This window comes from Brevundimonas sp. TSRC1-1 (genome assembly GCF_049898245.1).
In the GTDB taxonomy this organism is placed as follows: domain Bacteria; phylum Pseudomonadota; class Alphaproteobacteria; order Caulobacterales; family Caulobacteraceae; genus Brevundimonas; species Brevundimonas mediterranea_A.
In genome coordinates, this window is record NZ_JAFCXI010000001.1 from 864,577 (window position 1) to 889,498 (window position 24,922).

Below are 24,922 nucleotides of genomic sequence, written 5' to 3' on the forward strand. Positions count from 1 at the left end.
ATCAGTTTCGTCCCTACCTCTGCTATATCAATGGTTAATGGAGGGCGGCTGATGGCTAACTTTGAACCCGTTTCGATCACCGGCATGAACGTCAACGCTTCCCATGCGTCAGGCCAGGGCGCATTGAAGAATATCGTGCTGACCCTCTCGGGACGCCCCCCCTACGGCTGGAACGACATGTTCAACGGACTTTGGGCGCGCCACTTCTACATGATGAAGCGAAGGGCCGAGGTTGCGGGCGGTCAAATGACCGTAACGTGCATGGAAGACGAGCTTGAGGGTGGCCTTCTGGAAGAGTTGAAAAAGGTTGTGAGCGAAGCAAACCAACACTTCGTCGCGGCTCAACAGGAAGCTGAAAACAAGCGGCAACAGGAGGCGGCTCGTGGTTTGGAAGAACGTCAGAAGCTTGAAGGTCTAGCCAATAGGTTGAAGTTCGACTGAGGCGCGTGGGCTTAGGTCCTAAGCTGTTTGATAAGTCGCATTGATCGCGTCGGCGAAAGGATCGCCGCCTTTCGATCCACCCTTCGTCACATCCCGGCTCTTCGCCGCCATCCCCAGCTTAATCAGCACCGCGCCTAGAGCCTGTGTATTGCGCCGGTAGTTCTCTTCGTCGAACTTCTCCCCGGCAATCAGGCAGGCGGTGTCGCGGTCGCATAGGAAGGCCAGGGTCGCAGCCTGTCGGATCATGACTGCCTCCGAAGGTTTTGGCTGGCGGGCGAGCTGATCCATCAAGTCGCCTGCGATCACACGGAATGACCGGGCTGCGACGGTGCGGCCATCCACCTTCTGTCCTGCGATTTCTAGGTTGAAGACGGCGGATAGGTCCGACGTTTCGATATGTCTATTTGTCTGGTTCATCGTGTCGCCCTCCTTTCCGGGCGGGTGTTCTGAGGGTCATGGCATCGGGTGGTCGGCGAAGAGCGGCGGGGAAGGGGGGAGCCGGTCCCAAAAGGATTGGAGCGGCTGACCGCCCCCGCATCATTCGTCAGCATCGGACGGCCTTCTGACCACGACCCGGCAACGACAGTTCACTTCTAAGGGCGGGTGCATGACCGGCCCCAATGGCGTCTGGAAAGCCTGTCCTACGTCTATGCCGTTCGGGTTCATCGCCATGACCATCCGGTGATCATGGCGGACCCGCTCATCACCTCTGGTTTTCCAGTAGCGACGTGCATCCCGTGGAATGGTTCGGTTCGCTTTCCCCTGCTTGAAGGCCAGGTATTCCCCCACATGCATAGTTCGTGTCGCCTCTTGCCGGGCGATGATCGATTGCCTGTAGTTGATCAGGGCGCGGTCGTGTCGCCGTTGAAGGTCTGTTGTGCCTTCTTCTGTCAAACCCTTGGCGAAAGCGCTTCGCAGAGCTGATCGTTGGGCGGCATTGAGGTGTTTCATGTGACGCTGGACGATGAGCTTGGCGGTCGCGGGGGTGACGTATGTCTTCCCATCCTGAACGCTGCGATCTTTCGCGGTCAGGGCTTCGTGCAGGGCGCGGGCGAAGTGTGCTGCTGATCTGGCTTGATCCGGAGCGAGGGCGATTGACCGAATGATCAGTGTGGCCTTTGCGCGGGCCGTCATGTCGCTCTTCTGAAGCTCGCGATGCGCCGTCGTGATGGCTTCGTATGAATGGCGGGCCATCGGTTGAAGGATGTTGCGTTCGATATCCTCCCGGAGCTTGGCGATATCGGCGCTTGGGTTCACGCGGGACTTGTGGCGGCTCGCGAAGGCTTTCATTGCGATCACGATGCTGCCTAGCAGCGCGTAGAAAAGCCCGCTGCTGAATGCCACGGCGAGGCCGGAGTGGACCCCTGCGTCGATATTCATCGCGCTGGCTATGGCCTCTTCGTCGCCAGCTTCAATGGCGGCGATCAGAGCGTCTATATCGACGGCATCCATGGCCCCGCCGTAGGCTTTCACCAGAGCTTCTAGGAACTCCGCTTCGAAGATCGCGGCTTGGTGGTCGAAATGGTCGAGGGCGATCATGGACGCACAGTCGTCCAGCACGATCCGGCGTTCAGGAAAGGCGTGATGATTTGGCGAACGTGGCGGGGCAGTTCGTCGAGAGACGGCGCGCGGAAAATCCCGCTCGTTTCACCGATGGCGTAGCTGACCATCAGTTCCGGGGAGAGGGCCATGTCTGCGCGCTTGGACAGATGGGCGGCGAGCAAGGCGGTGGCGCGCTGGATCTCCATAGGGATGCCGATCACCGCCGCGCCTGTATCGATGTGGACGGCGACGCGAGGGAATGCCTGCGCTTGATCCGGAGAGGCTTTGCGCCCCTTCCACGGTTGAGCAGACATGACGGTGCTGGCGTCGATCAGAGCGGCCTTGTCATCGGCGCGGTCGGGAAGACGTTCGGGGTCGTCGAAAATAGCCTGCTTGTCGGTGGCGGCGCGGGCCGTCCACTCGCGCCCATGAAGGCTTGTCGCGAGAATGGTGTCGGCGGCCTCAAGAGTGATCAGGCTGTCGTTGGAGGATAGGTCGGCGTCGTAATAATCCATGTTCGGGGTTCCAGAGTCAGCAAAGGCGGACCAGGGCTGCAATCCCGGCCTGCCTGCGTTGTTGGCGTCTCGCGTGTTGGGCGCGGTCGCCGTGTGGGGAAGCCCCCTCGTGCCTTTGCTGAGTTACGAGGGGGCTTCCGTCGTCACCGGGGAGAGAAAGGAGACCCGGTGACGTTTGGGGTGCGGGTCAGACGTTCGTCAGACCCTTGAGGCGGGCTGCGCATCGACCGGACTTCAGGACGATGCCGCTGTAATGCTCGATGCGGGTTCGGAAGGCGGGCTTGTCGTCCACCTCGCCAAGGTCGCGGACGCTGATCGGAGCCGTCTGAATCCCGTGCAGCGCGTCCAAATCAAAGCGGACGGCATAGGCCGATGTCGTCTTGTTGTTGGTGCCGTGCGTCTCGTCGCCGGACAGGATTTCATTGCCCTGGGTATCCAGCTCGATCGGTAGCAGCGGGACGCCGTTATGCGCGAGAACGGGACGACCGAAGTTCGGGATCATGATGGATTCGGGCGTCGTGCCGCCAGAGGCGCGCAGCGCGGCCCGATATGCTCGGATCACCGATTTACGGGCGAAGATGGCGGATGGCTGGCCTTGAACGGCGTCAACCAGCTCGTCGAACATGGCGAGCGTGATCGCACCGCCATTGGTGCCGGCGCTGATAATCTGGTTGCCGGTCAGGCGCTTCTTGATGCCGTCGAACTCTTTCGGGTTCGTGGCGGTGTCGCCATCGAAGAACGTCTGAAGCCACTTCAGCGACAGGGCCTTGGCTTTCATGGCGTCGTGGATGGCGCGGGTGTCGTTGTCGCCGGTCTGTTGAGCGATTTGCGCAACGTCAAAGTCGCTATCGCCGCCGATGATCGTCAGGCGTTCGGTTTGCGGGTTAATGACGCCCGTGCTTTCCGAATATCCTTCGTTGTATCCACGGAACTCAACGCCGGGAAGAGTATCCTCAACGTTGTAGGTGTATGCGTTGCCCGCCACGTTGGCGAATGGCATGAGCGCAATGACGGGGTTTTCTCGGGCGAAGACTTCGACGACGCCGGATTGCAGGGGGTTCGGGTTGAGTTTACTCCACTCGGTCTGTGTCAGCATTTAAATATCGACTTGGAATCCTTTCTGCTGGCGCGGCCAGCGGTGGGTGTGGGTGGGAAAGAGCGGTTCAGGCGTTGCCGTAGCCGCGAGCCATCCGGGCATGTGCCGGGAGGGCGGAGAGGTCTTCGGGGCCGGGTGTGGTCGGCGGGCGGGTGGTGTCCGTCACTGGCACGGCGGGAACCTTCGCGGCCTTCAGTGCAGCGGTGACATGGGCGAAGAGCCGGTTGAACTTCGTCCCATCAGTGGGAAGGGCGGCGCGATCAGCCTCGGGGATCAGGGCCGTCAGATTGGTGATCATGCCGTCGATGTCTTCTTCGGCGCGCATGGCTGCGGTCTCGTCGCGAAGCGACTTGAGGTCGTCTTTCAGGCGGGCCAGGTCTTCCGTGAGGTCGATAGGCTGCGTCGTGGTAGTGTCAGTCATCGGGCGTCCTTTCAGAGCGCGAGCAGTAGCTCCTGTGTTTCTTGTTTCCGGGTCATGAGGGCGCGGTATGCGTCTTCACGGGTGGTGTAGCCGTCAGGGTTCAGCGTCATGAGAGCATCGACCGGCGACGAAATGCCGAGTTCGGCGCGCTCTTTTAGGTTCGCGAGAACCTCGGATTCAGTGAGATTGTCCTGAAGCTCGGTGAAGTCGGCGCGGACGCTGGCAGTCTCCGGGATCGTGCCTGGGCGATGCGTGTTGATCACCCGCTTGATCACCTCGAATAGGCGGCGCTCGTATCCCCGCCATAGGGCGATGTCATCGAGTCGGGCTTCCTTCAGGTCGATACGCTGCGCTTCCCGAGCCGAACCGGACTCGGCGGTCTTCGAAAGGTCCAGTACATCGGCGGTGCAATCGTTGGTCGCCGCCGTGGACCGCATCAGGAACTCCAAGGCCTCTAGGATGTCCGGGATGGGCGTATTGGGCGCGGCGTAGGAGAACTCGCCGTCCTTGGGGAGCAGGATCACCTTGTCGGGGCCGGTGGCGATGGGATCGCCAATCGGAAGGCCCTTGGCGACCGCCTGCCCGTGGCTCTGAAGTTCAACAGCGCGCCACAGGTTCGTCAAACCGACGTTCAGCGCCTTTTGCGCTCCCATGAGGTCGTCGCCGCCCGGAAGGAAGAAGTCGGCATCGGGGAGGCGGTCGAACAGCGGGACGAAGGGCAGAATGCCGTAAGGGTTCACGCCATTAGCGTTGCCGGGGACCGGGACGGGGTGACCGTTGAAGTTCCTCCGCTGATAGGTGGAAGCCGACCAATCAGCATAGGTCGTCTTGGCGGGGTCGCTCGCGGAATGGGTGACGACGATCCGGGATGGATGCTCGGGATCGATCCATTCAGCGTCGAGGATGTTCGGGGTGTGGACGCGAACCTGAAGGCCTCGGTCTTCGGTCCATACGACCTGTAGCGCGGTTGTCTTGTGGAGTTTCGTCAGCTTCGACGCGCGTTTCATCACGGCGTCGATGTTGGCTTCCTGATAGAGGGCGGCGGCTGCGGCCTGATCCCATCCATCGAACGTGCGAACCGGGGGCGTCTGATAGGCCGTGGCGCGACGGCTCACGATCTTCTTGACGATGTTGACGTTGAAGACCCGGAAGGACTCCGGGTTTGCGAAGCGACGCCGGATCAGAGCCAGAGTTGTTTCGTCCTGTTTGTCGTCGAAAAACGCCAAGGCTTCGGCTGCGCGAAGTTTTCGCGTCTCCGATTTCCGAACCAAATCTAGGAATGACTTCCTTTCATCGCTAAAGCCCAACATGTTACTAGTATAGCACTACCTGTTGCTTCTATGCAACAGGCAATCAGCGAGCAATCGTGTGACTTCCGACGTTTTTTAGCTTGTCGATGATGAAGGTTTCGACAGGGAGGTTATTCCGGGGGCTTCGCGCGGCGTATTGGTCGAACAGGTCGAACGCCCGCCGCATGGACCGACAGGACTTGGCGCACGTCGGGATAGCCGCGCCGCCGTTCAGCGCGCACATGTGGCGCGTGGGGCCGGTGTCAGTGCAACGGACGCCGGGCAGTTCATAGGGGTTCAGGGTGATCTCCCGCGTGGCGAACATCGCCCATGCCAGCGAATACACCGCGTCATCATGCTTCCCTCGCGGGTGGCCGAACTTGGGAATGGCCTCGTTGCCGACCGTCTCCTTGCCGTCGTCCACGACTTCAAATGTTCGCAGCTCGTCGATCAAGCGGGTGAAGCGAGGATCAATGTGAAGGCGACCTTCAGACGCGGCGTTCGCGAGCAGCGTGAAGGCCTGATACTGCGCCTTCCGGCTCGGGGTGATCAGTTCGGTCCCGTCCGCGAACGGCTCCGCTTGCGCCCAATCATATACGTCCTGTGCGCCGTAGGTTTCGAGGCCGCACCGGGTCATTCCCCAATCGCGATGATAGCGTTTCAGGTTAGCCTTGATGCCAGCGAGCCGGGAGAACATCACCGAGTCCGAGTCCAGAACGAAATAGTGTTCTTCGTCGTCCTGGACGGTCATGACGATGGCGGTCGTGATGGTAGAGTCGCCGTGCTTCGACCCGCCGAACGCCCGGTCCAGCCCGCCGCTGACGACATAGCTGGCCCCAGCCGCGATAGCCTTGGGATCGGGGAGGTAGCTGACCTCTGTGCATTTCGAGAGCGTTTCGCTGTCGATCAGCAGACCAGACGCATCGCCCCATCGGTTCAGGTGCATGAGGTTGAAGGTCTGCGGGAGCATCCGCCTGGACGCCGCGCGTAGCTTCACCGGGTCGATCCACGATGGCCCATTGGCACAGGCGTCGTCGAGGTCAGTGTAGCTGATATGGCTGAAGAACAGGCTGGGATCGTCGCCAGCGACGTGCGCTTGATAGAGGTCGTAAAGCGGCGAGGACATCGGCCCGACCGTGGAGTCGATCAGCATCATCGATCCTTCGCTGTCGATCAGCGAGCCGGTCAGGACTTCAAGGACAGCGGACCCCTTTGAGGCGTGAAGTTCGCTGAGTTGGGCAGCCGTTAGCTTCTTGCCCCACAGTGCGGACGGGTTGGAGCTATAGGCTTGGATCACGGACGAGGTTGCAGGGAAGCGGATCGAGTCCGCGCCGACCTCAACCGTTCCGGCGCTGGCAAGGGCCTTCAGCATCGGCGTGTGGTCAAACGCCTCTCGCAAGGTCTTGAAGGCGGTATCGACAACCTGTTTTTCCGAGTTCGCGACGATGGCGATGGCCTCGGTGCGTTTCGTCAGGAAGCGCCACAGGATGATCATGACGCTGGTGGCGGTCTTTCCATGTCGCCGGGGCCACGAGAACACGACGGTCGAATGATCGCCGTCCAATGCTTGGATGATCTCGGCTCGCTCACGCGGGCCGGGGACGAAGGGGATGAAGCCGCCCTTCGAAGATCGGACGACGGGCTTTACGTCGTCGAGGAAGTTGAAGAAGCCGTTAGAACCGTTTTGCCACCGGGCTACCAAAGCAGATAAAGACATGTGATAATAATATCACATCAACAGCGAGTAGTCACCATGGTTTTAGGTGGGTTAGGTCTAGTCCTTCGAACGAAATATCCTTGATGGAGTCGTAAGTGTTCTTGATGTCCATCCGCCCAAGATAGTGATCATCCATTCCGGTCTGCGCATGGCCGAGGATTTGATTTTGGTATTGGGCTGGAACCTGATGGGTAGCCATCTGCGTCTTCCATGTATGCCGGAAGCTGTAGAGGGTTGGCTTCGGGCGTCGTGCTGTGATCTTCGGGATGAGCCTGTCGTTCAGATTTCTAATCCATGACGCTGACGAGTAGAGCTTCCGGCCATTCGCCGGGAGTTTCCATGCGGGGAACAGGCGCGCGTCACCAGCCGCCCGGCGCTCATCCACATAGCGAAGAAAGCCAAGGCTGATCAGTTCCGGGTGGATTGGGATGTCTCGCCGCGCGTTTTCCGTTTTATGCGACACGACGAAATCTCGCACGTCGTCAGGATCTTTCGGATCGTATTCGGTCAGTATGGAAATGTAGGGATGCCTCGCATTCCCCTTGATGTCGCTGACAGCGAGTTGAGCGATCTCGCTAGGCCGAGCGCCGGTGAAGAGCATCAGCAGCGGAGCCCATCGGCGGTGATCGTCGAAGACATAGTTGCCGGGAATGTTAGGTCGACTCTCTGACAGGCACCCCGTGAAAATGGGAAGACGGAAGAAGGCGTTCAGCTCTTCCACCTTGAATGGATTTCGTGTCCGTCGTCCCTCAGCCTTAGTCGCGCCCCGGATTTTAATGCCGGTGCAGGGGTTGAGAGGGACCGCCTCAAGTTCGCAAGCGTGGCCGAAGGCCCACCGAAGCACCGAGAAATAGTTGTCGCGGACCGTGTTGGGGGAGACTGTTGCGTAAGGAGTCTCGCGGGCCTGATTGGCGGCGATGGCGTCTTTCAGGCCCATATCTTTGAAGCGCATTGTCATGCGATTGGGCATGTGATGGAGGTCGTTCACAAAGCGACGCACCACGCCCTTGTCGATCTTGTGGATAGGGACGGGACCAAGATAATCCTGGAACAGGTCGGCGGCGACCTTAACCTTGTGTTCCCAGTCGTTGCCGTTCGGATTCTGACGCATGGCCTCGTCAGCCAGCTTCTTGAAGGTCCAATGCGCTTCGCGCCGCATTTGTGCGTCACCGGATTGGCTGGTCGAGAGCGACATGAATGCGGGCGGAGAGGTCTTCCCGGCGGATAGATCGACGCGCGATCTGGTAAGGCTAAGCTCCGTCTCAAAAAGCGCTTTTGCTATTTTCCGTATCGCTGCTGGATCGCTCTCACATCCGAGACGCTTGGCTGTAGCTTGGGCGCTGACCTCAATGACCGGCGAAAGCTCCCGCCAGAGCCGTTCACGCACGGCATCGGCACTGTTGGGATCGTTAAGTGCGCCGACCTCCTGCGCGGCCAGCTCATCCATCATGTCGCGGTGATCGGAAGCGTCTTCGAGCCGTTCGGACTGAAGAGAGATCATGCCGCGTTCGTAGCGGCCACGGGCTATGTGCGTGAGTAGGGAGGGCGTGAGGACTGCGCCCTCATCGCTTGTGACTACCGGCGCATGATGCGGCTCAAACAGGTCGTCGAGATTCAGCTCTTGGATGCGGCGTCGTGCGTCCTTCAGCGTTCGAACGCCCAGTGACACCTGAAATACGTCGCGGCCTTTGAATGCGGGCTTAGACTGTAGGTCAGTGGGGACGCGACGGCGGTAGTTATAGACGCCGTTTCGAACGATGAGGTGGGATGGAATGCCTGTCATGTCGTGCCGGGTGTGTGACAAAAAGTGTCACAGCGCAAGCCATATAGATCAGCAAAAGCAATAGTTTCGATGATTCAATGGCTGGCATGTCACACAGCAGAGAATCCCTCCGTCTCCGCCATTTTTTCCCGTAAGTGGCCATGGCGGCCCGAATCCCGGTCTGCGCCCACGAAACGCCGCAGGGACGGCGGTCGCCGCTGATCATCTACAAGGCCTGCCTGGATCTGGACGTCTAGCCCTGTCGCGGGTGGTCAAGGTCGATGATGGCCGAAGGGCGCAACGCCGGCTGTTTCACCGTGGGGGGGCGCCGCCTCGGGCAATATGGTCGGCTAGAGCGAGCAGGCGCTGACGGCGCTGGAGCCGGAGGCGCATGCCCGGATGCTGGCGGCGGTGTCCGAGCGGCTCTATGCGGCCGGCGTCGATCTGGTCATCGATGCGGTCGCGGATCTGGTTCAGGCGCTGGAAGCCAAGGCGGCCCGGCGCGCGGCCTAGGCGGAGCGTGCGGCGAGGGCCGTCAGCTTGTCCCTGTAGGTGGCGAGCGGGGCGATGACGGCCCCTTCGGTCTTGCCCATCTCGTCGTAGCGGCGCAGGCGGATGGCCGTATCGAAATGGGGATGGGTGCGGAAGACGGCGGCCTCGTCTTCGTTCATGGGGCCGCCCTGGAGATGCAGGCTCTGGAGGGAGGCGGGGCTGAGGGCCGCCGCATAGCCGGGCTCGGCGGTCGCCAGATAACGTTTGGCCTCGACGTGCAGCCGAACCGGTTCCGAAACCTCGGGCGCGAAGGCTTGGGCCAGCCAGGCGGCGCCGATCCGTTCGTGCACGGCGTCGATGCCGCGATCGGCGGCGTCTTGTCCGTGTTTCTGCAGAAGATGGCCGATGTCATGCAGCAGGGCGGCGGCGACGAGAGCGTCCGTTTCCCCGGCGTCGCGGGCGTGGTGCGCCGTCTGAAGGGCGTGATCCAGCTGGGTCACGGCCTCGCCGTAGTGGTCGCCGCCCATCCGCTCGAACAGGTCGAAGATGGCGGCGACGAAGTCGTCAGGTGAAGCAGGGCGGGGCATGGGCGCTCAATACGTGTTTTCTGGTCTATACCAAAAAAGCCATGATGTGGGTAGGCGGGGGTGATCGAGCGGCCGCCGCCGGATCATCCCCCGCCAGCCTCTTCAGCGCGGAGTCAGGCGGTTCGGGTCGATGAACTGGCGCGGAAGGCCGGGGCCCTCGAAATAGGCGCCCAGCCAGGCGCCGCCGCCGCCGTTGAACCATTCGACGCGAATGGCGTGCTTGCCGGGTTCGAGGCGGATCGTGCCGGCGGCGGTGATCACGCCGTGATCGCCGTCATTGTCCACGACCGTCTTGCCGTCGATATAGAGTTTGCTGCCGTCGTCCGAGGCGGTCGAGAAGCCGTATTCGCCGGCGGTGTCGATCTGGATCTGGCCTTCGAACACCACGGCGACCGCGTCCTCGCGCGGCAGGGTCAGGCCGTCGATCGTGATCTCGTGCACCCTGCCGGATGCGACCGGCGTCAGGCGGGAGAAGTCGGGCAGCCGCACCGGGGCTTCGGGCAGCAGATAGACGCTGTAGGTCACGCCCCGGCTCGCGGCGATGCGCGGGTCCAGAACGCGGAAATAGCCGACCGACGGGACGCTGGCCGGTTTTCCATCGACGAACAGGCCGGCCCGAACAATGGTGTTGCGCGTGATCTCGACCGGGCCGGCGTAGACGGGGGAGGCGGGTGTCGGCGTCGAGTTGTCCAGCGTATAGCGCACCTCGCCCACGGCGTTCGGGTTTTGCAGGCTCATGCGCGCCGGGCCGTCGATGAACAGGCCGCCGGGCGGGGTGTTGCCCGCGCCGGCCGGCAGGATGGCCGGAGAGGCGTAGAAGCTGCTGGTGCGATAGACTTGGACCGGCATGGCCTCGCCCTGAAGGATCGGCCGGACCGGGCGGCCCAGCCAGGCGTAGGGAACATCGGCGCCCAGCAGCCAGGCGACCGTCGCGCCGGTGTCGAAGGTGTTGATGGGCAGATCCAGTTCGACGCCGGGCTTTACGCCCTCGCCATAGGCGATCCAGGGGATTTCCAGCTCGGCCAGGCTTTCGCCGCCATGGCCCTTGCCGACGCCGCCGTGGTCGGAGGTGATCAGGATGACCGTATCCTCGGCGATGCCGGCCTCGACCGTCGCCTGGCGGATGCGGCCGATCAGGGCGTCGGCCTTGGTGACCGCTTCATAATAGTGGGGCGTGCCGTGGCCGTCGGCGTGTCCGGCGTGATCGACGTGGTCCAGGTGGATGAAGAGGAAGTCGGGACGCCGGGCCTTGATATAGTTGACGGCCAGGTCGGTGGTCCTGTCCTCGTCCGCGCCATGGGCGTCGTAGTCGACGAAACGGTGGTCGTAGAGACGGCCGAAGCCGTCCCAGTTGTAGATGGAGCCGATCTCCAGCCCCGGGTTCTGATCGGTCAGGACCTGGAAGATCGAGGGGAAGAAACCGCCGGAGCCGGTGACCGAGGTGGGGAAGTTGAACTCGCCCACCTGCCAGTCGTTGCTGGTGACGCCGTGTTGCTCGGGGCCGGCGCCGGTGATGATTGAGGCCCAGTTTGCGCCGCTGGTGGTCGGCAGGACGCCGCGGGCGTGCAGGCTCCAGCTGCCCTTGGCCATCATGTCGTCCAGGACTGGGGTGTCGGCCTTGTTGACGCCGTCGGGGCTGAGGCCGTCGACGCCGATGATGATCACATGGCCGGCGCGGCGGGGCTCGGCGTGGGCAGGCGCCGCGGCGACGAGGGCGGCCGCCAGAAGGGGCAGGCAGAGGAGGGGCGTGCGCATGGAAGGACTCCTGAAGACATGGCGGGGCCAGGCCGGGGAGGGTCGCCGTTATTTTCCCGACCGTCGTCCGCGCCGCATTTGCGATGAGGGCGTCACTGGTCCGTACCAGACGGAAGGCCGATGGTTGGCGAAGCTTTCGTGAATTGGCGGCCTTAAAGAGCGCGCTTAGTGATAATCGTCTGGCGTCGGAAAAACGGCTCGATCAGTCAGGGGCCTGTATGACGAACGACCCGTCGCGCTTTTTCGTTCGACCAGTCGCTGACCGAGATATTGAAGAGCGCCTATGGGCTGTCGGTCTCGGGCCACGTGGTCAGCATGCAGCCGTGAGCCCTGACCGGCCATGAGGGCGAGGTTCTGGGGGCGAAGTCCGGTCTGCCGGGTCTGGCGGTGCGGCGCGCCAGCTATGACGCCCAGGGGCGGGTGGTGGAGTCCGACCGCGAGCACTGGCGCCACGACGCCGTGCGGATCAGGGTGGACACGCGGGTGCGTTGACTAGGTCGGATCGGCGACATGCAGCCGGGTGTCCCACTGGGCTGCGACTCTGGAAACGCCGCCGGGCGGGGGCAGGTCGGTCACCAGGTCCTGGACGTCGCGGAAAGACGCGACCTGGATGAAGCCGGACTTGGCGAACTTCGTATGGTCGGCCAGCACGACGATGCGGCGCGCCTGTTCCAGCAGGCTCTGTTTGAACGAGGCCTCGTCGGCGTCGAAGTCGAGGAAGCCCCGGTCCGCGTCCACGGCGCCCATCGACAAGATGGTCAGGTCGGGGGCGAAGCGGCGGCAGAAGGACTTGGCTTCCGGGCCGAAGGCGGCGTTGTGGACCGGATTGACCTGGCCGCCCGCCAGCAGCAGGCGCTGGCCGGGATTGCCCAGAACCTCGTGCGCGATCTCGACGCTGTTGGTGACGATGGTGAGATTGCGCACCGAGGCCAGGGCGCGAGCCAGCCAGTGGCAGGTGGTGCCGGAATCGAGCAGCAGGGTCATGCCTTCGGTAACTAGGCCGGCGGCCTTCTGGGCGATCTTCTGCTTGGACTCGGCGTTTTCGCGCAGGCGGATGCGATAGGGCGCCTCGATCAGATTATTGGTCGAGGACAGTCCGCCGTGCACCTTTTGCACAACGCCGCTGCGCTCCAGTTGGCGGGCGTCGCGGCGGATAGTTTCTTCGGAGACCTGAAACCGCTCAGCGAGTTCGGACACGGTCCAGAAGACCTTCTCCTCCATCAGCTGAAGGATCTCCGCCAGGCGGGCGCCTTGGCTGAGATGTTTCGAGTCTTTGAGGAGGGGGGCGCTCATGATCGATCCCCTTACCAACGCCAAATCCCACACACAACCACATAAGTCGCGTTAAGCCTCTCATATGAATGGCGTTCTGGCGGGGCCAGGTTTTCGTTCCGCATGCGGCTTAAAATCCAGCGAGTTGGCGTGTTTCCTGACTTCTGGGCTGATTGGCTTAGGTTTTTTGGCTGAGGGATCTCCAGGGCGCCGTTTTGGCGTTCCCACACATAACCACATAATTCAACATAATTCCCTCAAACCGTCACATGACTGAAACGCCCGCGACCTAATGAGGCCGGACTTGGCGGCGGCGGTCAGATTGGCCGTGCGTCGGACCGAGCCGCTTGGTTCACACCAGTTTGTCGGGGGACACGATTATGTCGAAGCAATATCCCGTTCGGGGCATGGGCCCGAACCTCAAGAAGGTGCTGTTGGCGACGGTGTCGGCGGCGGTCGCCGGCGCCAGCGCATCCGCAGCCTTCGCCCAGGAGGCGGCGACCGCCGAGGTCGACGAGATCGTCGTCACCGGCTTCCGCAAGTCGCTGAGCGACGCGCGGGCGATCAAGCAGGATTCGGTCATCCAGGTCGACGCCATTGTGGCCGAGGACATGGCCAAGTTCCCGGATCTCAATCTGGCGGAATCGCTGCAGCGCCTGCCCGGCGTGCAGATCAACCGTGAGGCCGGCGAGGGCCGTCGGATCTCGCTGCGGGGCCTCGGTCCGGACTTCGCCCGGGTGCAGCTGAACGGCATGGAAGTGCTGGGCAACGTCGACTCGGCGCAAGACAGCCGCGGCCAGCGGTCGCGTGACCGCGCGTTCGATTTCAATATCTTCGCTTCGGAACTGTTCTCGCGGGTCGAGGTCGAGAAGACCTTTGAAGCCGCGCAGAAAGAGGGCGGCATGGCCGGCACCGTCGGCCTGTTCACCGGCAAGCCCTTTGACTACGGCACAGGCGCCGACGGCGCCCTGTCGCTGAAGGTCGGCACCAACGAATATACCGAAGACACCCAGCCGCGCATCGCCGCCCTGTTCACCCAGAACTGGGACAATGTGTTCGGCGTCTCCTTATCGGCCGCCTACAGCAAACGCGAGACGACGGAGCAGGGCCACAACACGTATAACCGTTCCAACCCCAGCGCCGCGACGATGCGGAGCCTCGTGACCAAGGGATTGAACATCTCCGGCCTGTCCGCCGCCCAACAGGCCAAGCTCCTGTCCGGAGATCTGTATTTCGCCGACGGCAATCGTATCTCGTCGTGGAACGCCGAGCAGGAACGGCTGGGCCTGACGGCGGCGGTCCAGTGGCGTCCGATGGATGGCATGGAACTGACGCTCGATGTGCTGCACGGCGAGTTCACGACGCGCCGTAACGAGTATCATCTGGCGACGCGGCCTCTGGCTTCGACCGGTTCGGTGGCCTTCGACACGGCCGCCGGCGGCGTCTGGCCGTCGATCTTCCAGTCGGCCTCGGTCATCAACGGCCTGACCTGGGACAGCGACAACTACGTGACCATGACCGACGTCACGGGCGCCACCTTCGGCAGCGAGCATCGCCGGTCGCTGAACGAGAACAAGTTCAATCAGGTCGCGCTGACCGGTGAATGGGAAATGTCCGACCGTCTGAAGTTCGACGGTCACGTGGGTTGGGAAAAATCGACCTATGACACGCCGTACGACGACAAGCTGTACATGCGCGCCAAGGGCAATCTGATCGCCAACTATGGCGAGAACGGCCAGTCCGCCTCGTTCGAATATCCGAACTGGGACCCGACCAATCCGGCCAACTATGCGATGGATTCGTTCTACTATCGCGCCTTCAACAATGAATCGGAGCTGCACGAGGGCGAGCTTAACGCGCGGTACGAACTGAACGACACCTGGACGCTGCGCGCCGGCGTCGCCTATCACAAGTTCCGCCAGCAGGGCGAAGACCTGTTCTATGACGACAACGTCAACGGCACGCGGTCCAAGATGCGCGGCACGGCGGTCGGCGACGTCACCTCAGTCTTCACCAACGCCTTTGGATCTTGGCTGGTCGGCGACTATGACAAGGCCTTCGCCAAGTACAACGAGTACCACCGTCTGGAGCAGAACAAGGACGGCACCGGCGGCGCCTTGCAGGACATCGAGAACGTCTATGAGACGACCGAGGAAACCCTGTCCGGCTTCGTTCAGGGCGACTGGGACAGCGAACTGTTCGGGCGTCGCTTCCGGGGCAATATCGGCCTGCGCGGCTACAGCACCGACACCCACAGCACCGGCTGGATCCAGGGCGACAACTATGCCTATCTGGGCACGACCGACGTGGAAGGCAGCTACGAGGGCGTGTTGCCGGCCATGAACTCGGTCCTGGAAGTGACGCCGGAACTGCTGGTGCGCTTCTCCGCGACCCAGAACCTGAACCGTCCGGGCCTCGGCTCGATGGCGGCCGAGGGCAGCGCCTTCCAGGACAGCTCGGGCAAGATTACTGCTTCGCGCGGCAATCCAAATCTGGAGCCCTACAAGGACAACACCCTGGACTTCGCCGTCGAATACTACTTCGGCGACGTCGGCCTGATGTCGGCTAGCTTGTTCCATAAGGACATCAAGAACTTCATCGAGACGGTGAGGTTTACTGACGTGCCATTCAGCGAAACGGGGGTGCCTTACAGCACCATCCCCGGCGCGACCGCGAGCACTATCGTCAATGAGTTCTCGATGCCGGTGAACAAGGAAGGCCGGGTGGAACTGACAGGCCTGGAACTGGCGGCGCAGAGCCAACTGTCGTTCCTGCCTGCGCCGTTCGACAATCTGGGTGTTGTGGCGAACTACACCTACATCGACATGCCGGACGATCTGACGGGGATTTCCAAGACAAGCTACAACGCCACGGTCTATTACGAGACCGACCGTTGGGGTGCGCGCGCCTCGCTGAACTATCGCGACAAGTGGTACACCGGCTACAATACTGCCGTCATGAGCGCCAGCACGCGCGGGTTCGAAGGCGGCACCTATGTCGACGCCGCAGCCTTCTTCAACATCACCGAGTCGTTGCAGCTGACGTTCGACGCGGTCAACCTGACGAACGAAAAGGACACCCAGTTCTGGGGTCAGAACGAGTATCTGTACAATCAGAACCAGAGCGGAACGACCTATACGGCCGGCCTGACCTACAAGTTCTGATCCGACGCTTAGACTAGGCTGGGCGCCCCGCCCCCTTCGGGGGGAGGGGCGCCCTTTTCTGGATGTCCAGAAGCATGATCGTTTCCCACCATCACCGGTTCATCTTCGCCGCCGTGCCCAAAACCGGCACCCATGCCGTGCGCCGCGCCCTGCGCGAGCAGATGGGGAAGGAGGACCTGGAACAGGTGGGGTTGTTCATCGACAAGCGCTTCCCCTGGGAAGATCTGGCGGCGATCCGCCACGGCCACCTGTCCCTGCGGCAGATTCGACCCTATGTCGGCGAAGAGGCGTTCGCCGACTATTTCAAGTTCGCCTTTGTGCGCAATCCGTTCGACCGGTTCGTCTCCTACTGCGCCTTCATGCTGCGCGACGGCGACGTCTTCCAGCGCCGCCCGCGCGACGTGATGCGCCACTTCCTGTTTCAGCAGCCGCCGGAACAGCACATCCTGTTCCAGCCTCAGGCGTCGCTGCTGGCGGACGAGGACGGCAAGACCCTGCTGACCGATCAGTTCGGGCGGGTGGAGGAGATGCAGGCCTCTTACGATAGTCTTTGCGCCCGTATCGGCATCGCCGCGCGTCCGCTGGACCGGGTGAACGCCAGCACCCACGGCGACTATCGGCTCTATTACGACAAACAGCTGATCGACGGCGTCGCCGCCCGCTATGCTCAGGATATCGAACTGTTCGGCTACAGCTTCGAAGGGCTGAGGTGATCGCCATGACCGTCGCGCCCGCCGCCAATCCGCGAAAGACCGCGACGATCCGCAGGCTGGGGCCGGTCGATATCGCCGCCCTGCATGCCGCCGTGCTGGAGATTCCGGAAGCCGTCTGGGACGCGGAAAACCAGAGCAAGCCGAACAAGTTCGAGGTGCTGGACCAGACCCGGCACATCGTGTTCCGGTTCGTCGACAGTCCGCGCGACTGGCGAGGTTCGCACGATCGCCCGCTCTGGGGGGCGTGGCGCGCGCTGCTGGAGCCGGTGCTGGCCCAGGCGGTTCAGGCCTATGGTTATGGGCGGGGAGTCTTTCCGCGCGTGATGCTGGCCCGGATGCCGGCGGGCGGCGTGATCCATCCGCATATCGACGCCAATCCGGCCGCCAAATGGCCGCACAAGATCCATGTGCCGATCACGACCAACCCGGAGGTCGTCTCCTTCTTCGGCGGGCAGGAGCACCGGTTCCCGGTCGGTGAGGCGGTGGAGGTCAATAATCTGGGACCGCACTGGGTGCGAAACGGCGGCGCCACCGACCGAATTCATCTGATTTTCGAATACTATGACGCGGACCAGCCGGATCCGGACTGGCTGGCGCCGCTGCTGGCGGTCGGCGCGCCGCGATGACGGCGGCTGCTGAGGTCGACGGCGGCGCGACGCAGCGCAATGACCTGTTACGTCAGGCCAGGGATCTGCGCGTCGCGCGTCGCGCGCCCGAGGCGCTGGCGGTGCTGGAACAGTTGCAGGCCTTGTATCCAGGGTTCAGCCGGGGGCTTCAGGAACGCGGCCATTGTCATGTCGTGATGGGCGATGCGGCGGCGGCGCTTGAGGCGTTGCGGGAGGCGGTCCGGCTGAACCCCAGCCTGCCGGCCAGCTGGGACATGCTGGAGCAGTTGCACCGGATGCGAGGCGAGACCGGGCCTGCGGACGGGGCGGCGCAGAGGCTGGCGATGCTGAGGCGTCTGCCGCCGGAGATCGTGGCGGCGGACAGTCTGTTGGCCGACGGCGATCTGGCGGAAGCCGAGACGGTCGTCCGTGATGTGCTGTACCGCCAGGGGCCGTCGGCGGGGGCCTTGCGTCTGCTGGCGCGTATCCGCGAGGCCTCCGGCGCCTCGGACGAGGCGCAGGCCCTGCTGGAGGGCGTGCTGGAAACCGCGCCGGATTATGACGCCGCGCGCTTCGACTACGCCATGATGCTGTTGCAGCGGCAGAAGCCGCAGGCGGCGCGGCGCGAAGCGGAACGACTGCTGCAGCGCGAACCAGAGCGACGAGAGCATCTGAAACTGTTCGCCGCCGCCTGCGTGGCCTTGGGCGACTATGAGCCGGTGATCGAGATTTATCGGCGGCTGCTGGACGGGGCACCCGTGGTCGGCGCCGAGACGGCGGAGCTGAGGCTGTGGCGTGCGAACGCCCTGAAGGTCACGGGTCGGCTGGAGGAGGCGGTGGCCGACTATCGCGCCGCCCTGGCCGCGCGGCCCGACTATGGCGTCGCCTGGTTCAGTCTGGCCAATCTGAAGCTCCACAGCTTCTCGGACGCTGATGTCGAGCGGTTGCAGGCCGCGGCGGCGCGGACGGACTTGCAGGATATGGACCGGGTCTATCTGGCCTTCGCCCTGGGCAAGGCGCTGGAGGATCGGGCGGATTATGCCGGTTCGTGGCGTTGGTACGCCCAAGGGAACGAGGTCCGGCGTTCGCTGGGCCGGTACAGGCCCGAGGTCGCCGAGGCCTGCGCCGCGCGCACCACCCAGGCGTTTACGGCCGAGGTGTTCAACGACCGCGCCGACTGCGGGGCGCCGGACGCCGATCCCATCTTCGTTCTGGGCTTGCCGCGTTCTGGATCGACGCTGATCGAGCAGATCCTGGCTTCGCATTCACAGGTCGAGGGGACGCAGGAGCTGACGGAGATCGGTCGCTACGCCGGCGAACTGTTCGGGCGTGATCCCGACTGCGGCCTGCCGGTTCGGCCGGAGGCTGTGCTTCAGATGTCGGCGGCGGAGGCTCGTGCGCTGGGGGAAAGGTTCCTGGCCGAGACGAGGACCTATCGCCGGGAAGGTCGGCCCTTCTTTATCGACAAGATGCCGAATAATTTCTGGTACATCGGCCTGATCCATCTGATCCTGCCGAAGGCGAAGATCATCGATGTGCGGCGAGAGCCCATGGCCTGTTGCTTCAGCAATCTGAAACAGCTGTTCGGCACGACCAATCAGGAATTCACCTACGATATCGACGCTATCGCCCGCTACTACCGCAGCTACCTGGACCTGATGCGGCATTGGGACGAGGTGCTGCCGGGACGGGTGCTTCGGGTGCAGTACGAGGATATGGTCGAGGATCTCGAGGGCGGGGTGCGGCGGATGCTGGAGCATTGCGGGCTGGCGTTCGAACCGGCCTGTCTGGACTTCCATCAGACCCGGCGTAGCGTGCGCACGCCCAGTTCAGAACAGGTGCGGCGACCGATCAGCCGCGACGGCCTGGCGCAGTGGCGCAACTACGAACCCTGGCTCGCGCCGCTTCAGGCCGCGCTGGGCGACGCCTTGATCCGTTACAGGGACTGACCCCATGCGATTGTCGCAGCGCTTCTATCAGCTTCCGGTCCTGTTCGATGTCGAGCGTCTGCAGGCCGAGGTTGCGGCCCTGCCGGACGAGGCGTGGGGGCCGCATCCGGATCGCGTGCATGGCAACAGCGCGGCGCGTCTGATCAGCGCCGGCGGAGCGGAAACGGATTCGGTCCATGGACAGATGTCGCCAACCCCCTGGCTGGAGCAGATGCCCTATCTGCGTCAGGTCCTGTCGGGTTTCGGCGTGGTGTGGAGCCGGTCGCGGCTGATGCGACTGGCGGCCGGCGCAGGCGTGCCGGAGCACGCCGACATCAATTATCACTGGCATACGCGGGTCAGGCTGCACATCCCGGTCTTCACCCGGCCCCAGGTGCGGTTCCACTGCGACGGCGAGGCCGTGCACATGGGGGCGGGAGAGGCCTGGATCTTCGACAACTGGCGGCGTCACCATGTAGAGAACGGGTCCGACGCCGAGCGGATTCATCTGGTCGCCGACACCACGGGCACGGCCGGCTTCTGGCAGTTCGCCTGCGGCAAGACGCCGCCGCGCGATCAGTGGCGGACGGTGGGTTGGGACCCGACCGCACCGTCGCAACTGCTGACCGAGGCTGACCAGAGGTTCGCTGTCATGCCGGCGGCGGAGGTTCAATGGTTGGTGGACGATCTGAGCCAGGAGCTGACGCCCGCGGCAGACGGCGCTGAAGCCCGGGCGCGCGCCGAGCGGTTCCGGGCGGTGGTGGCGGGCTTTGTCCAGGACTGGCGGCAGCTGTGCGCCCTGCACGGGGTGTCCGGCCGGGGGCGGTCCGACTTCATGCGTCTGGCGGGAGCCGTGCATCAGGCGGTCAGGCCGCTGGCGGAGGGGCTGGTGATGCGGACCAATGGCGCCGGGGCCCTGCTGGTGCTGGAGAAGCGGGTGCTGCAGCACCTGGTGGCCGAGGATCGTCCGGCCGGCGGTTGAGGGCGAACTTGCCGCCTGCGGGGAGGCGACCTAGGCTGGCCGGGTGTCGCCGCAAGGCGGCGTCTTCGGAGCCTTCGCATGTCTGACGCCTCGCTGATCCTGTCCCGGCGCGATCTGGATTTCATTCTGTACGAATGGCTGGAGGTCGAGCGGCTGACGCAGCGGGCGCGGTTTGGGGATCATGACCGGGTGTCGTTCGACGGGGTGCTGGATACCTGCGCCCAGCTTGCGGCGGACTGGTTCGCGCCGCACAATCGCAAGGCCGATCAGAACGAGCCGACGTTCGACGGCGAGCGGGTGACGATGATCCCCGAGGTGGCCGAGGCCCTGGCGGCGTTCCGCGAGGCCGGGCTGTTTTCGGCGTCCCAGGACTATGATCTGGGCGGGCTGCAACTGCCCAATGTGATCGAGCGCGCCGGTTTCGCCTGGTTCCAGGCCGCCAATGTCGGCACGGCCGCCTATCCGTTCCTGACGATTGGGGCGGCCAATCTGCTGAAGACCCACGGCACGGCCGCGCAGGTCGACGCCTATGTGCGGCCGATGCTGGAGGGACGGTTCTTCGGCACCATGTGCCTGTCGGAGCCCCAGGCAGGCTCGTCGCTGGGCGACATCCGCACCCGCGCGGTTCCGCAAGGAGACGGCAGCTATCGGCTGTTCGGATCGAAGATGTGGATCTCGGGCGGGGATCACGACCTGTCGGAGACCATCGTCCATATGGTGCTGGCGCGGATGGAGGGGGCGGCGGCGGGGGTGAAGGGGATCTCGCTGTTCGTGGTTCCCAAGCATCTGCTGGACGAGAGCGGCGCGCCGGGCGAGCGCAACGATGTGGTCCTGGCCGGGCTGAACCACAAGATGGGCTATCGCGGCACGACCAACACCCTGCTGAACTTCGGTGAAGGCCGGCATGCGCCGGGCGGGCAGGGGGGCGCGGTCGGCTGGCTGGTCGGGGCGCCGCATCAGGGGCTGGCCGCCATGTTCCACATGATGAACGAGGCGCGGATCGGGGTTGGGGCGGGGGCGGCGGCCCTGGGATACACCGGCTATCTGCACGCCCTGGACTATGCGCGCGGGCGGCCGCAGGGACGGCCCCTGTCGGCCAAGGACCCCGCCAGTCCGCCCGTGCCGATCATCCAGCACGCGGACGTGCGCCGCATGCTGCTGGCGCAGAAGGCCTACGCCGAAGGGGCGCTGGGGCTGAACCTGTATTGCGCGCGGCTGACCGACGACCAGACGACGGCCGAGGACGCGGCCGAGCGGGACCGCGCCGGACGGCTGCTGGACATGCTGACGCCCATCGCCAAGAGCTGGCCGTCGCAATGGTGCCTGGAGGGCAACAGCCTGGCGATCCAGGTGCTGGGCGGCTACGGCTATACCCGCGACTATCCGGTCGAGCAGTTCTATCGCGACAACCGGCTGAACCCGATCCACGAGGGCACGCACGGGATTCAGGGGCTCGATCTGCTGGGCCGCAAGGCGATCATGGACGGCGGCTCGGGGCTGAAACTGCTGGGCGAGACGGTGATGGCCACCGTGGCGCGGGCGTCGGCCGATCCTGAGCTGAATCCCTATGGCGAGGCCCTGGCCCAGGCCATGGAGCGGATCGGCGCGGCGACAGCGACGGTCTGGCAGGACGGCGACCCGGAGCGGGCCCTGGCCAACGCCTCGACCTATTTGGAGGCCGTGGGTCATGCCGTGCTGGCCTGGATTTGGCTGGAGCAGGCGCTGGCGGCGGCGGGCAAGACCGGCGACTTCTACGACGGCAAGCGCCAGGCCGCGCGCTACTTCTTCCGCTGGGAACTGCCCAAGATCGGGCCGATGCTGGACCTGCTGGTCAGCAAGGACGACACGACGCTGGCGATGCAGGACCGGTGGTTCTGATCAGGCGGCGGGTTGAGCGTCAGTCGCGGATGAAGTGGGGCACGAAGCGCGAGGTGTTGCGGGTGATGCGCCCCTGATCCTCGCGCAGGCTGATGCCGGCCGGTTCTTCGCCGACGACCCAGGAGCCGACGATGACATAGTTGTCGTCGAAACGCGGCGGATTGTGCAGGGCCTGACGGATGTAGCGGCCCTCGCCGTAACCGCCGTCCACCACCTCGGCGGCGCTGAGGCCCTGATCGATCAGTTCGACATTGTCGCCTTCGCGCGAGAACAGGGGCTTGCGGACATAGGAGCTTCCCAAGGCCGTCTCCCTCGGATCGCCCTCGAAATAGGATTCCAGTAGATTGGGGTGGCCGGGGTGGCGTTCCCACAGCAGGGGCAGGATGGCCTTGTTGGACAACAGGCTCTTCCACGCCGGTTCCAGCACCGTGACCTCGGCGGTCGGCAGGGGGGCGGCGTAGTCGTCGCGCAGCATCTGTTCCCACGGATAGAGCTTGAACATCGCCTGGATGATCCAGTTCTCGTGGTCCACGAACCGGCCCTCTTCGTTCAGGCCGATCTGATCGATAGCGACGAACTGGGGGTCAAGCCCGGCCTGGCGCGCGAGATCCTCGAGGAAGCGCACGGTCTGGCGATCCTCGACGAAGTCGGCGTCCGAGCTGAAGTGGAGAAAGCCGCCGTCCGGGAAGATGGCGCGAAACCGGTCGACCAGCTTCTCGTGCAGGCTGTTGAACTGGTCGGCGTCTGCGGGCAGGACGCCGGCGGCGATCTGGTCCTCCAGCCACAGCCATTGGAACACCGCCGTCTCATAGATGCTGGTCGGGGTGTCGGCGTTGTATTCGTAGAGCTTTGCCGGACCCGCGCCGTCATAGGCGAAGTCGAACCGGCCATAGAGGGACGGCTCCTGCCGTTTCCAGCTGTCGGCGACATAGTCCCGCATCGGCTCGGGAATATCGAGCTGTTCCATCAGGCGCTCCGACTGGACCGCCTCATTGACGAGGTCCAGGCAGAGGCCGTGCAGTTCGGCGGTCGGCGCCTCGATCCCGTCCTCGATCTCGGCCAGCGAGAAGGCGTAGGCCGCCGTCTCGTCCCAATAGGGTTTGCCGTCGGTATGGCGCCAGGTGAAGCCGAGTTCCTCGGCCTTGGCGTCCCAGTCGGTTCGGGGTTCGAGGCGCAGACGCTCCATGGTTCAGGCCGGGTCCTTGTCGGGGGTCGCCACGCCTGGAGTAGATTGGCCGATGCGCGGCGTGACCACGGTCACGTCCGGCTGGCTGAGGCGGGCCAGAACGTCGTCGGCCGAAGAATGACCGGGCAGGATGCCGGCCTCGCGCAGCTTGGCGTCCAGGTCGGCGCCGGTGCGGCGGTCTTCCAGGGCCTGGCTGGCGTTCAGCTTTTCTTCCTGGATGGCCTGGCGCTGCTTGATGCGTTGCAGGCTGTCGGCCGCCGAGCCGATGCGCGACTGGGCGCCGGCCGAGTTCAGGGCGACCGAGGTCTGGGCGCGCTGGACGGAGTCGTTGACCTTGACGATGTCGATCTCGCGACGAAGCGTCTCGATCTTCTGGTCGGTCGAGGCGATGGCGGTGCGCAGGCGCGTCTCGGCCGTCTTCATGTCCTCGATCAGCGGGCCGCGGCTGGTGATCTCGACCTCCAGCTCGGCGATACGGCCGGCGACCTCGCGGGCCAGGTCGGTCTTGCCCTGACCCAGGGCCGAGCGGGCCGAGCTTTCGTATTTGGCGATCTGGTCGCGGAAGCTGGCCATTTCGTTTTCGGCCATCCGGCGGCGCGCCACCAGGCCTGCGAGGTCGTCGCGCGCCTTGCCTTGGGCGTTGTCCGCGTCGCGGATTTCCTGGTCGAGGATCTTCAGGGCGTTGGCGTCGACGACGCCCTGGGCGGCGTCATGGGCCGAGCCGCGGAACAGGGCGGAGAGTTTTCTGAGCATGGACATGGTCGGGGTCTCCGGATCAGGCGGCGTCGGCGCCGAAGGTTTCACGCAGTTCGGTGGCGTCGATCGCGTTCTCGGCCAGGGTGCGCAGTTCGATGAGGATGGTCTGCAGGGTGGTCTTGCACGACAGTTCGCCCATCAGCTCATACACGTCTTCGCCGCCGACGTTGGTGATGGCGAAGTTGGACAGGGGCACCACGCGCTGGGCCTTCAGCAGGAATTCGTTGAAGGCGTGGCGGTCGGCCTGTTCGGCGACGGGCCACAGCAGGACCGAGCAAACGATCTGGGCGCCGCCGACGCTGAGATAGACCGGCAAGTCGCCGTATTCGTGCATGGTCGCCAACAGGACGGGCTCGGCGCCCTCCAGCACGCGCAGGGTCATCTCGCCCTCGCGCAGCAGGGGGGATTCATCGAGCGCCGCCTTGATGGCGGGCACGGTCCAGGGGGTTTCGATCACGGCGTCCATGTGGTGGTCGTCTCCAGGGGGGATGGAATGAGAAGTGGGGCGGCGCGAGCGGCCGGCAAGGCTCTGAGCAGCAAGCCGGGGGCCGCGGGTGGAATCGGTGATGATGGCGCGGACGGCGGCCTTCACGTCGTCGCGAGCGGATTCAGGCACCCAGAGCTCCAGCTTGACCAGTCCCGCCTCGCGACGCGCCTGTCGCCACGCACGGATGCGGTCATTGGCGGCGGACGAGGGCGGGGCGGTTGCAGGCATGTTTCATGAAACGCGTAACATGAACGCTTGACGTCCGGCAAGATGTGTTGGATTTTCGAGCCATGAACCGCATCATTCGGTCGCATCCTCGCTGTTCGCTCGCCGT

The 24,922-nt window shown here is 64.0% G+C and carries 22 protein-coding genes; 8 read left to right on the forward strand and 14 right to left on the reverse strand.

Going from position 1 to position 24,922, the window contains the following annotated elements; all coding sequences use genetic code 11:
• The first annotated feature begins 51 nt into the window (after window positions 1–51).
• Window positions 52–441: a hypothetical protein gene (locus tag ACP7CK_RS04315; protein ID WP_426025226.1), complete on the forward strand. Its 390-nt coding sequence runs from the start codon at window positions 52–54 to the stop codon at window positions 439–441.
• Window positions 442–459: 18 nt separating this feature from the next.
• On the opposite strand, the gene ACP7CK_RS04320 is transcribed toward ACP7CK_RS04315, so the two are convergent.
• The 10 genes from ACP7CK_RS04320 to ACP7CK_RS04365 all read right to left on the reverse strand — a co-directional run bounded on the left by ACP7CK_RS04320 (window position 460) and on the right by ACP7CK_RS04365 (window position 11,617).
• Entirely contained in the window at window positions 460–858 is a 399-nt protein-coding gene (locus tag ACP7CK_RS04320; protein ID WP_426025227.1) for a hypothetical protein, read from the reverse strand.
• A 120-nt stretch (window positions 859–978) separates the two neighbouring features.
• Window positions 979–1,980, reverse strand: a complete 1,002-nt coding sequence (locus ACP7CK_RS04325; protein WP_426025228.1) for a phage minor head protein — start codon at window positions 1,978–1,980, stop codon at window positions 979–981.
• Complete coding sequence (locus ACP7CK_RS04330) at window positions 1,977–2,498, reverse strand: DnaT-like ssDNA-binding protein (RefSeq protein WP_426025229.1); 522 nt, start codon at window positions 2,496–2,498, stop codon at window positions 1,977–1,979. Before ACP7CK_RS04330 ends, ACP7CK_RS04325 begins: the two co-directional genes overlap by 4 nt.
• Before the next feature lie 187 nt (window positions 2,499–2,685).
• Entirely contained in the window at window positions 2,686–3,594 is a 909-nt protein-coding gene (locus ACP7CK_RS04335; protein ID WP_426025230.1) for a major capsid protein, read from the reverse strand.
• Window positions 3,595–3,661: 67 nt separating this feature from the next.
• The gene (locus ACP7CK_RS04340; protein ID WP_426025231.1) at window positions 3,662–4,015 is read right to left on the reverse strand and encodes a hypothetical protein; all 354 of its coding nucleotides are present in this window, start codon (window positions 4,013–4,015) and stop codon (window positions 3,662–3,664) included.
• A gap of 11 nt (window positions 4,016–4,026) precedes the next feature.
• Window positions 4,027–5,241, reverse strand: coding sequence for a hypothetical protein (locus ACP7CK_RS04345; RefSeq protein ID WP_426025232.1), 1,215 nt, complete (start codon window positions 5,239–5,241; stop codon window positions 4,027–4,029).
• 127 nt (window positions 5,242–5,368) lie between these two features.
• Complete coding sequence (locus ACP7CK_RS04350; RefSeq protein ID WP_426025233.1) at window positions 5,369–7,021, reverse strand: terminase large subunit domain-containing protein; 1,653 nt, start codon at window positions 7,019–7,021, stop codon at window positions 5,369–5,371.
• 31 nt (window positions 7,022–7,052) lie between these two features.
• Window positions 7,053–8,804, reverse strand: coding sequence for a DUF6538 domain-containing protein (locus tag ACP7CK_RS04355; RefSeq protein ID WP_426025234.1), 1,752 nt, complete (start codon window positions 8,802–8,804; stop codon window positions 7,053–7,055).
• A gap of 488 nt (window positions 8,805–9,292) precedes the next feature.
• Entirely contained in the window at window positions 9,293–9,862 is a 570-nt protein-coding gene (locus ACP7CK_RS04360) for a phosphonate degradation HD-domain oxygenase (RefSeq protein WP_426025235.1), read from the reverse strand.
• A 102-nt stretch (window positions 9,863–9,964) separates the two neighbouring features.
• Window positions 9,965–11,617 carry an alkaline phosphatase family protein gene (locus tag ACP7CK_RS04365; RefSeq protein WP_426025236.1) on the reverse strand — a complete coding sequence of 551 codons (1,653 nt, stop codon included), beginning with the start codon at window positions 11,615–11,617 and terminating at the stop codon, window positions 9,965–9,967.
• Window positions 11,618–11,947: 330 nt separating this feature from the next.
• Here ACP7CK_RS04365 and ACP7CK_RS04370 point away from each other — a divergent pair, with 330 nt between their 5' ends.
• Complete coding sequence (locus tag ACP7CK_RS04370) at window positions 11,948–12,109, forward strand: UTRA domain-containing protein (protein ID WP_268865012.1); 162 nt, start codon at window positions 11,948–11,950, stop codon at window positions 12,107–12,109.
• Here the strand turns inward: ACP7CK_RS04370 and ACP7CK_RS04375 are convergent, their stop codons facing one another.
• Complete coding sequence (locus ACP7CK_RS04375) at window positions 12,110–12,910, reverse strand: DeoR/GlpR family DNA-binding transcription regulator (protein ID WP_008260967.1); 801 nt, start codon at window positions 12,908–12,910, stop codon at window positions 12,110–12,112.
• 359 nt (window positions 12,911–13,269) lie between these two features.
• Here ACP7CK_RS04375 and ACP7CK_RS04380 point away from each other — a divergent pair, with 359 nt between their 5' ends.
• The 6 genes from ACP7CK_RS04380 to ACP7CK_RS04405 all read left to right on the forward strand — a co-directional run bounded on the left by ACP7CK_RS04380 (window position 13,270) and on the right by ACP7CK_RS04405 (window position 22,159).
• Window positions 13,270–16,053 (forward strand): TonB-dependent receptor, encoded by a 2,784-nt coding sequence (locus ACP7CK_RS04380; protein WP_426025237.1) that lies wholly within the window; start codon window positions 13,270–13,272, stop codon window positions 16,051–16,053.
• Window positions 16,054–16,127: 74 nt separating this feature from the next.
• Window positions 16,128–16,766, forward strand: a complete 639-nt coding sequence (locus tag ACP7CK_RS04385; protein WP_008261627.1) for a sulfotransferase family 2 domain-containing protein — start codon at window positions 16,128–16,130, stop codon at window positions 16,764–16,766.
• Between the two features lie 5 nt (window positions 16,767–16,771).
• A complete protein-coding gene (locus ACP7CK_RS04390; protein ID WP_426025238.1) occupies window positions 16,772–17,392 on the forward strand; it encodes an aspartyl/asparaginyl beta-hydroxylase domain-containing protein in 621 nt (206 codons plus the stop codon).
• Window positions 17,389–19,320, forward strand: coding sequence for a tetratricopeptide repeat-containing sulfotransferase family protein (locus tag ACP7CK_RS04395; protein WP_426025239.1), 1,932 nt, complete (start codon window positions 17,389–17,391; stop codon window positions 19,318–19,320). Before ACP7CK_RS04390 ends, ACP7CK_RS04395 begins: the two co-directional genes overlap by 4 nt.
• Window positions 19,321–19,324: 4 nt before the next feature.
• Window positions 19,325–20,281, forward strand: coding sequence for an aspartyl/asparaginyl beta-hydroxylase domain-containing protein (locus tag ACP7CK_RS04400; protein WP_426025240.1), 957 nt, complete (start codon window positions 19,325–19,327; stop codon window positions 20,279–20,281).
• Between the two features lie 78 nt (window positions 20,282–20,359).
• Window positions 20,360–22,159, forward strand: a complete 1,800-nt coding sequence (locus tag ACP7CK_RS04405) for an acyl-CoA dehydrogenase (RefSeq protein ID WP_426025241.1) — start codon at window positions 20,360–20,362, stop codon at window positions 22,157–22,159.
• A 19-nt stretch (window positions 22,160–22,178) separates the two neighbouring features.
• On the opposite strand, the gene ACP7CK_RS04410 is transcribed toward ACP7CK_RS04405, so the two are convergent.
• The 3 genes from ACP7CK_RS04410 to ACP7CK_RS04420 are packed head-to-tail and all read right to left on the reverse strand — an operon-like array spanning window position 22,179 to window position 24,816.
• Window positions 22,179–23,345 carry a glutathionylspermidine synthase family protein gene (locus tag ACP7CK_RS04410; RefSeq protein ID WP_426025242.1) on the reverse strand — a complete coding sequence of 389 codons (1,167 nt, stop codon included), beginning with the start codon at window positions 23,343–23,345 and terminating at the stop codon, window positions 22,179–22,181.
• Window positions 23,346–23,348: 3 nt separating this feature from the next.
• Entirely contained in the window at window positions 23,349–24,104 is a 756-nt protein-coding gene (locus ACP7CK_RS04415) for a PspA/IM30 family protein (protein ID WP_008262538.1), read from the reverse strand.
• A gap of 16 nt (window positions 24,105–24,120) precedes the next feature.
• Window positions 24,121–24,816, reverse strand: coding sequence for a YjfI family protein (locus tag ACP7CK_RS04420; protein ID WP_008259979.1), 696 nt, complete (start codon window positions 24,814–24,816; stop codon window positions 24,121–24,123).
• Window positions 24,817–24,922: the final 106 nt, after the last annotated feature.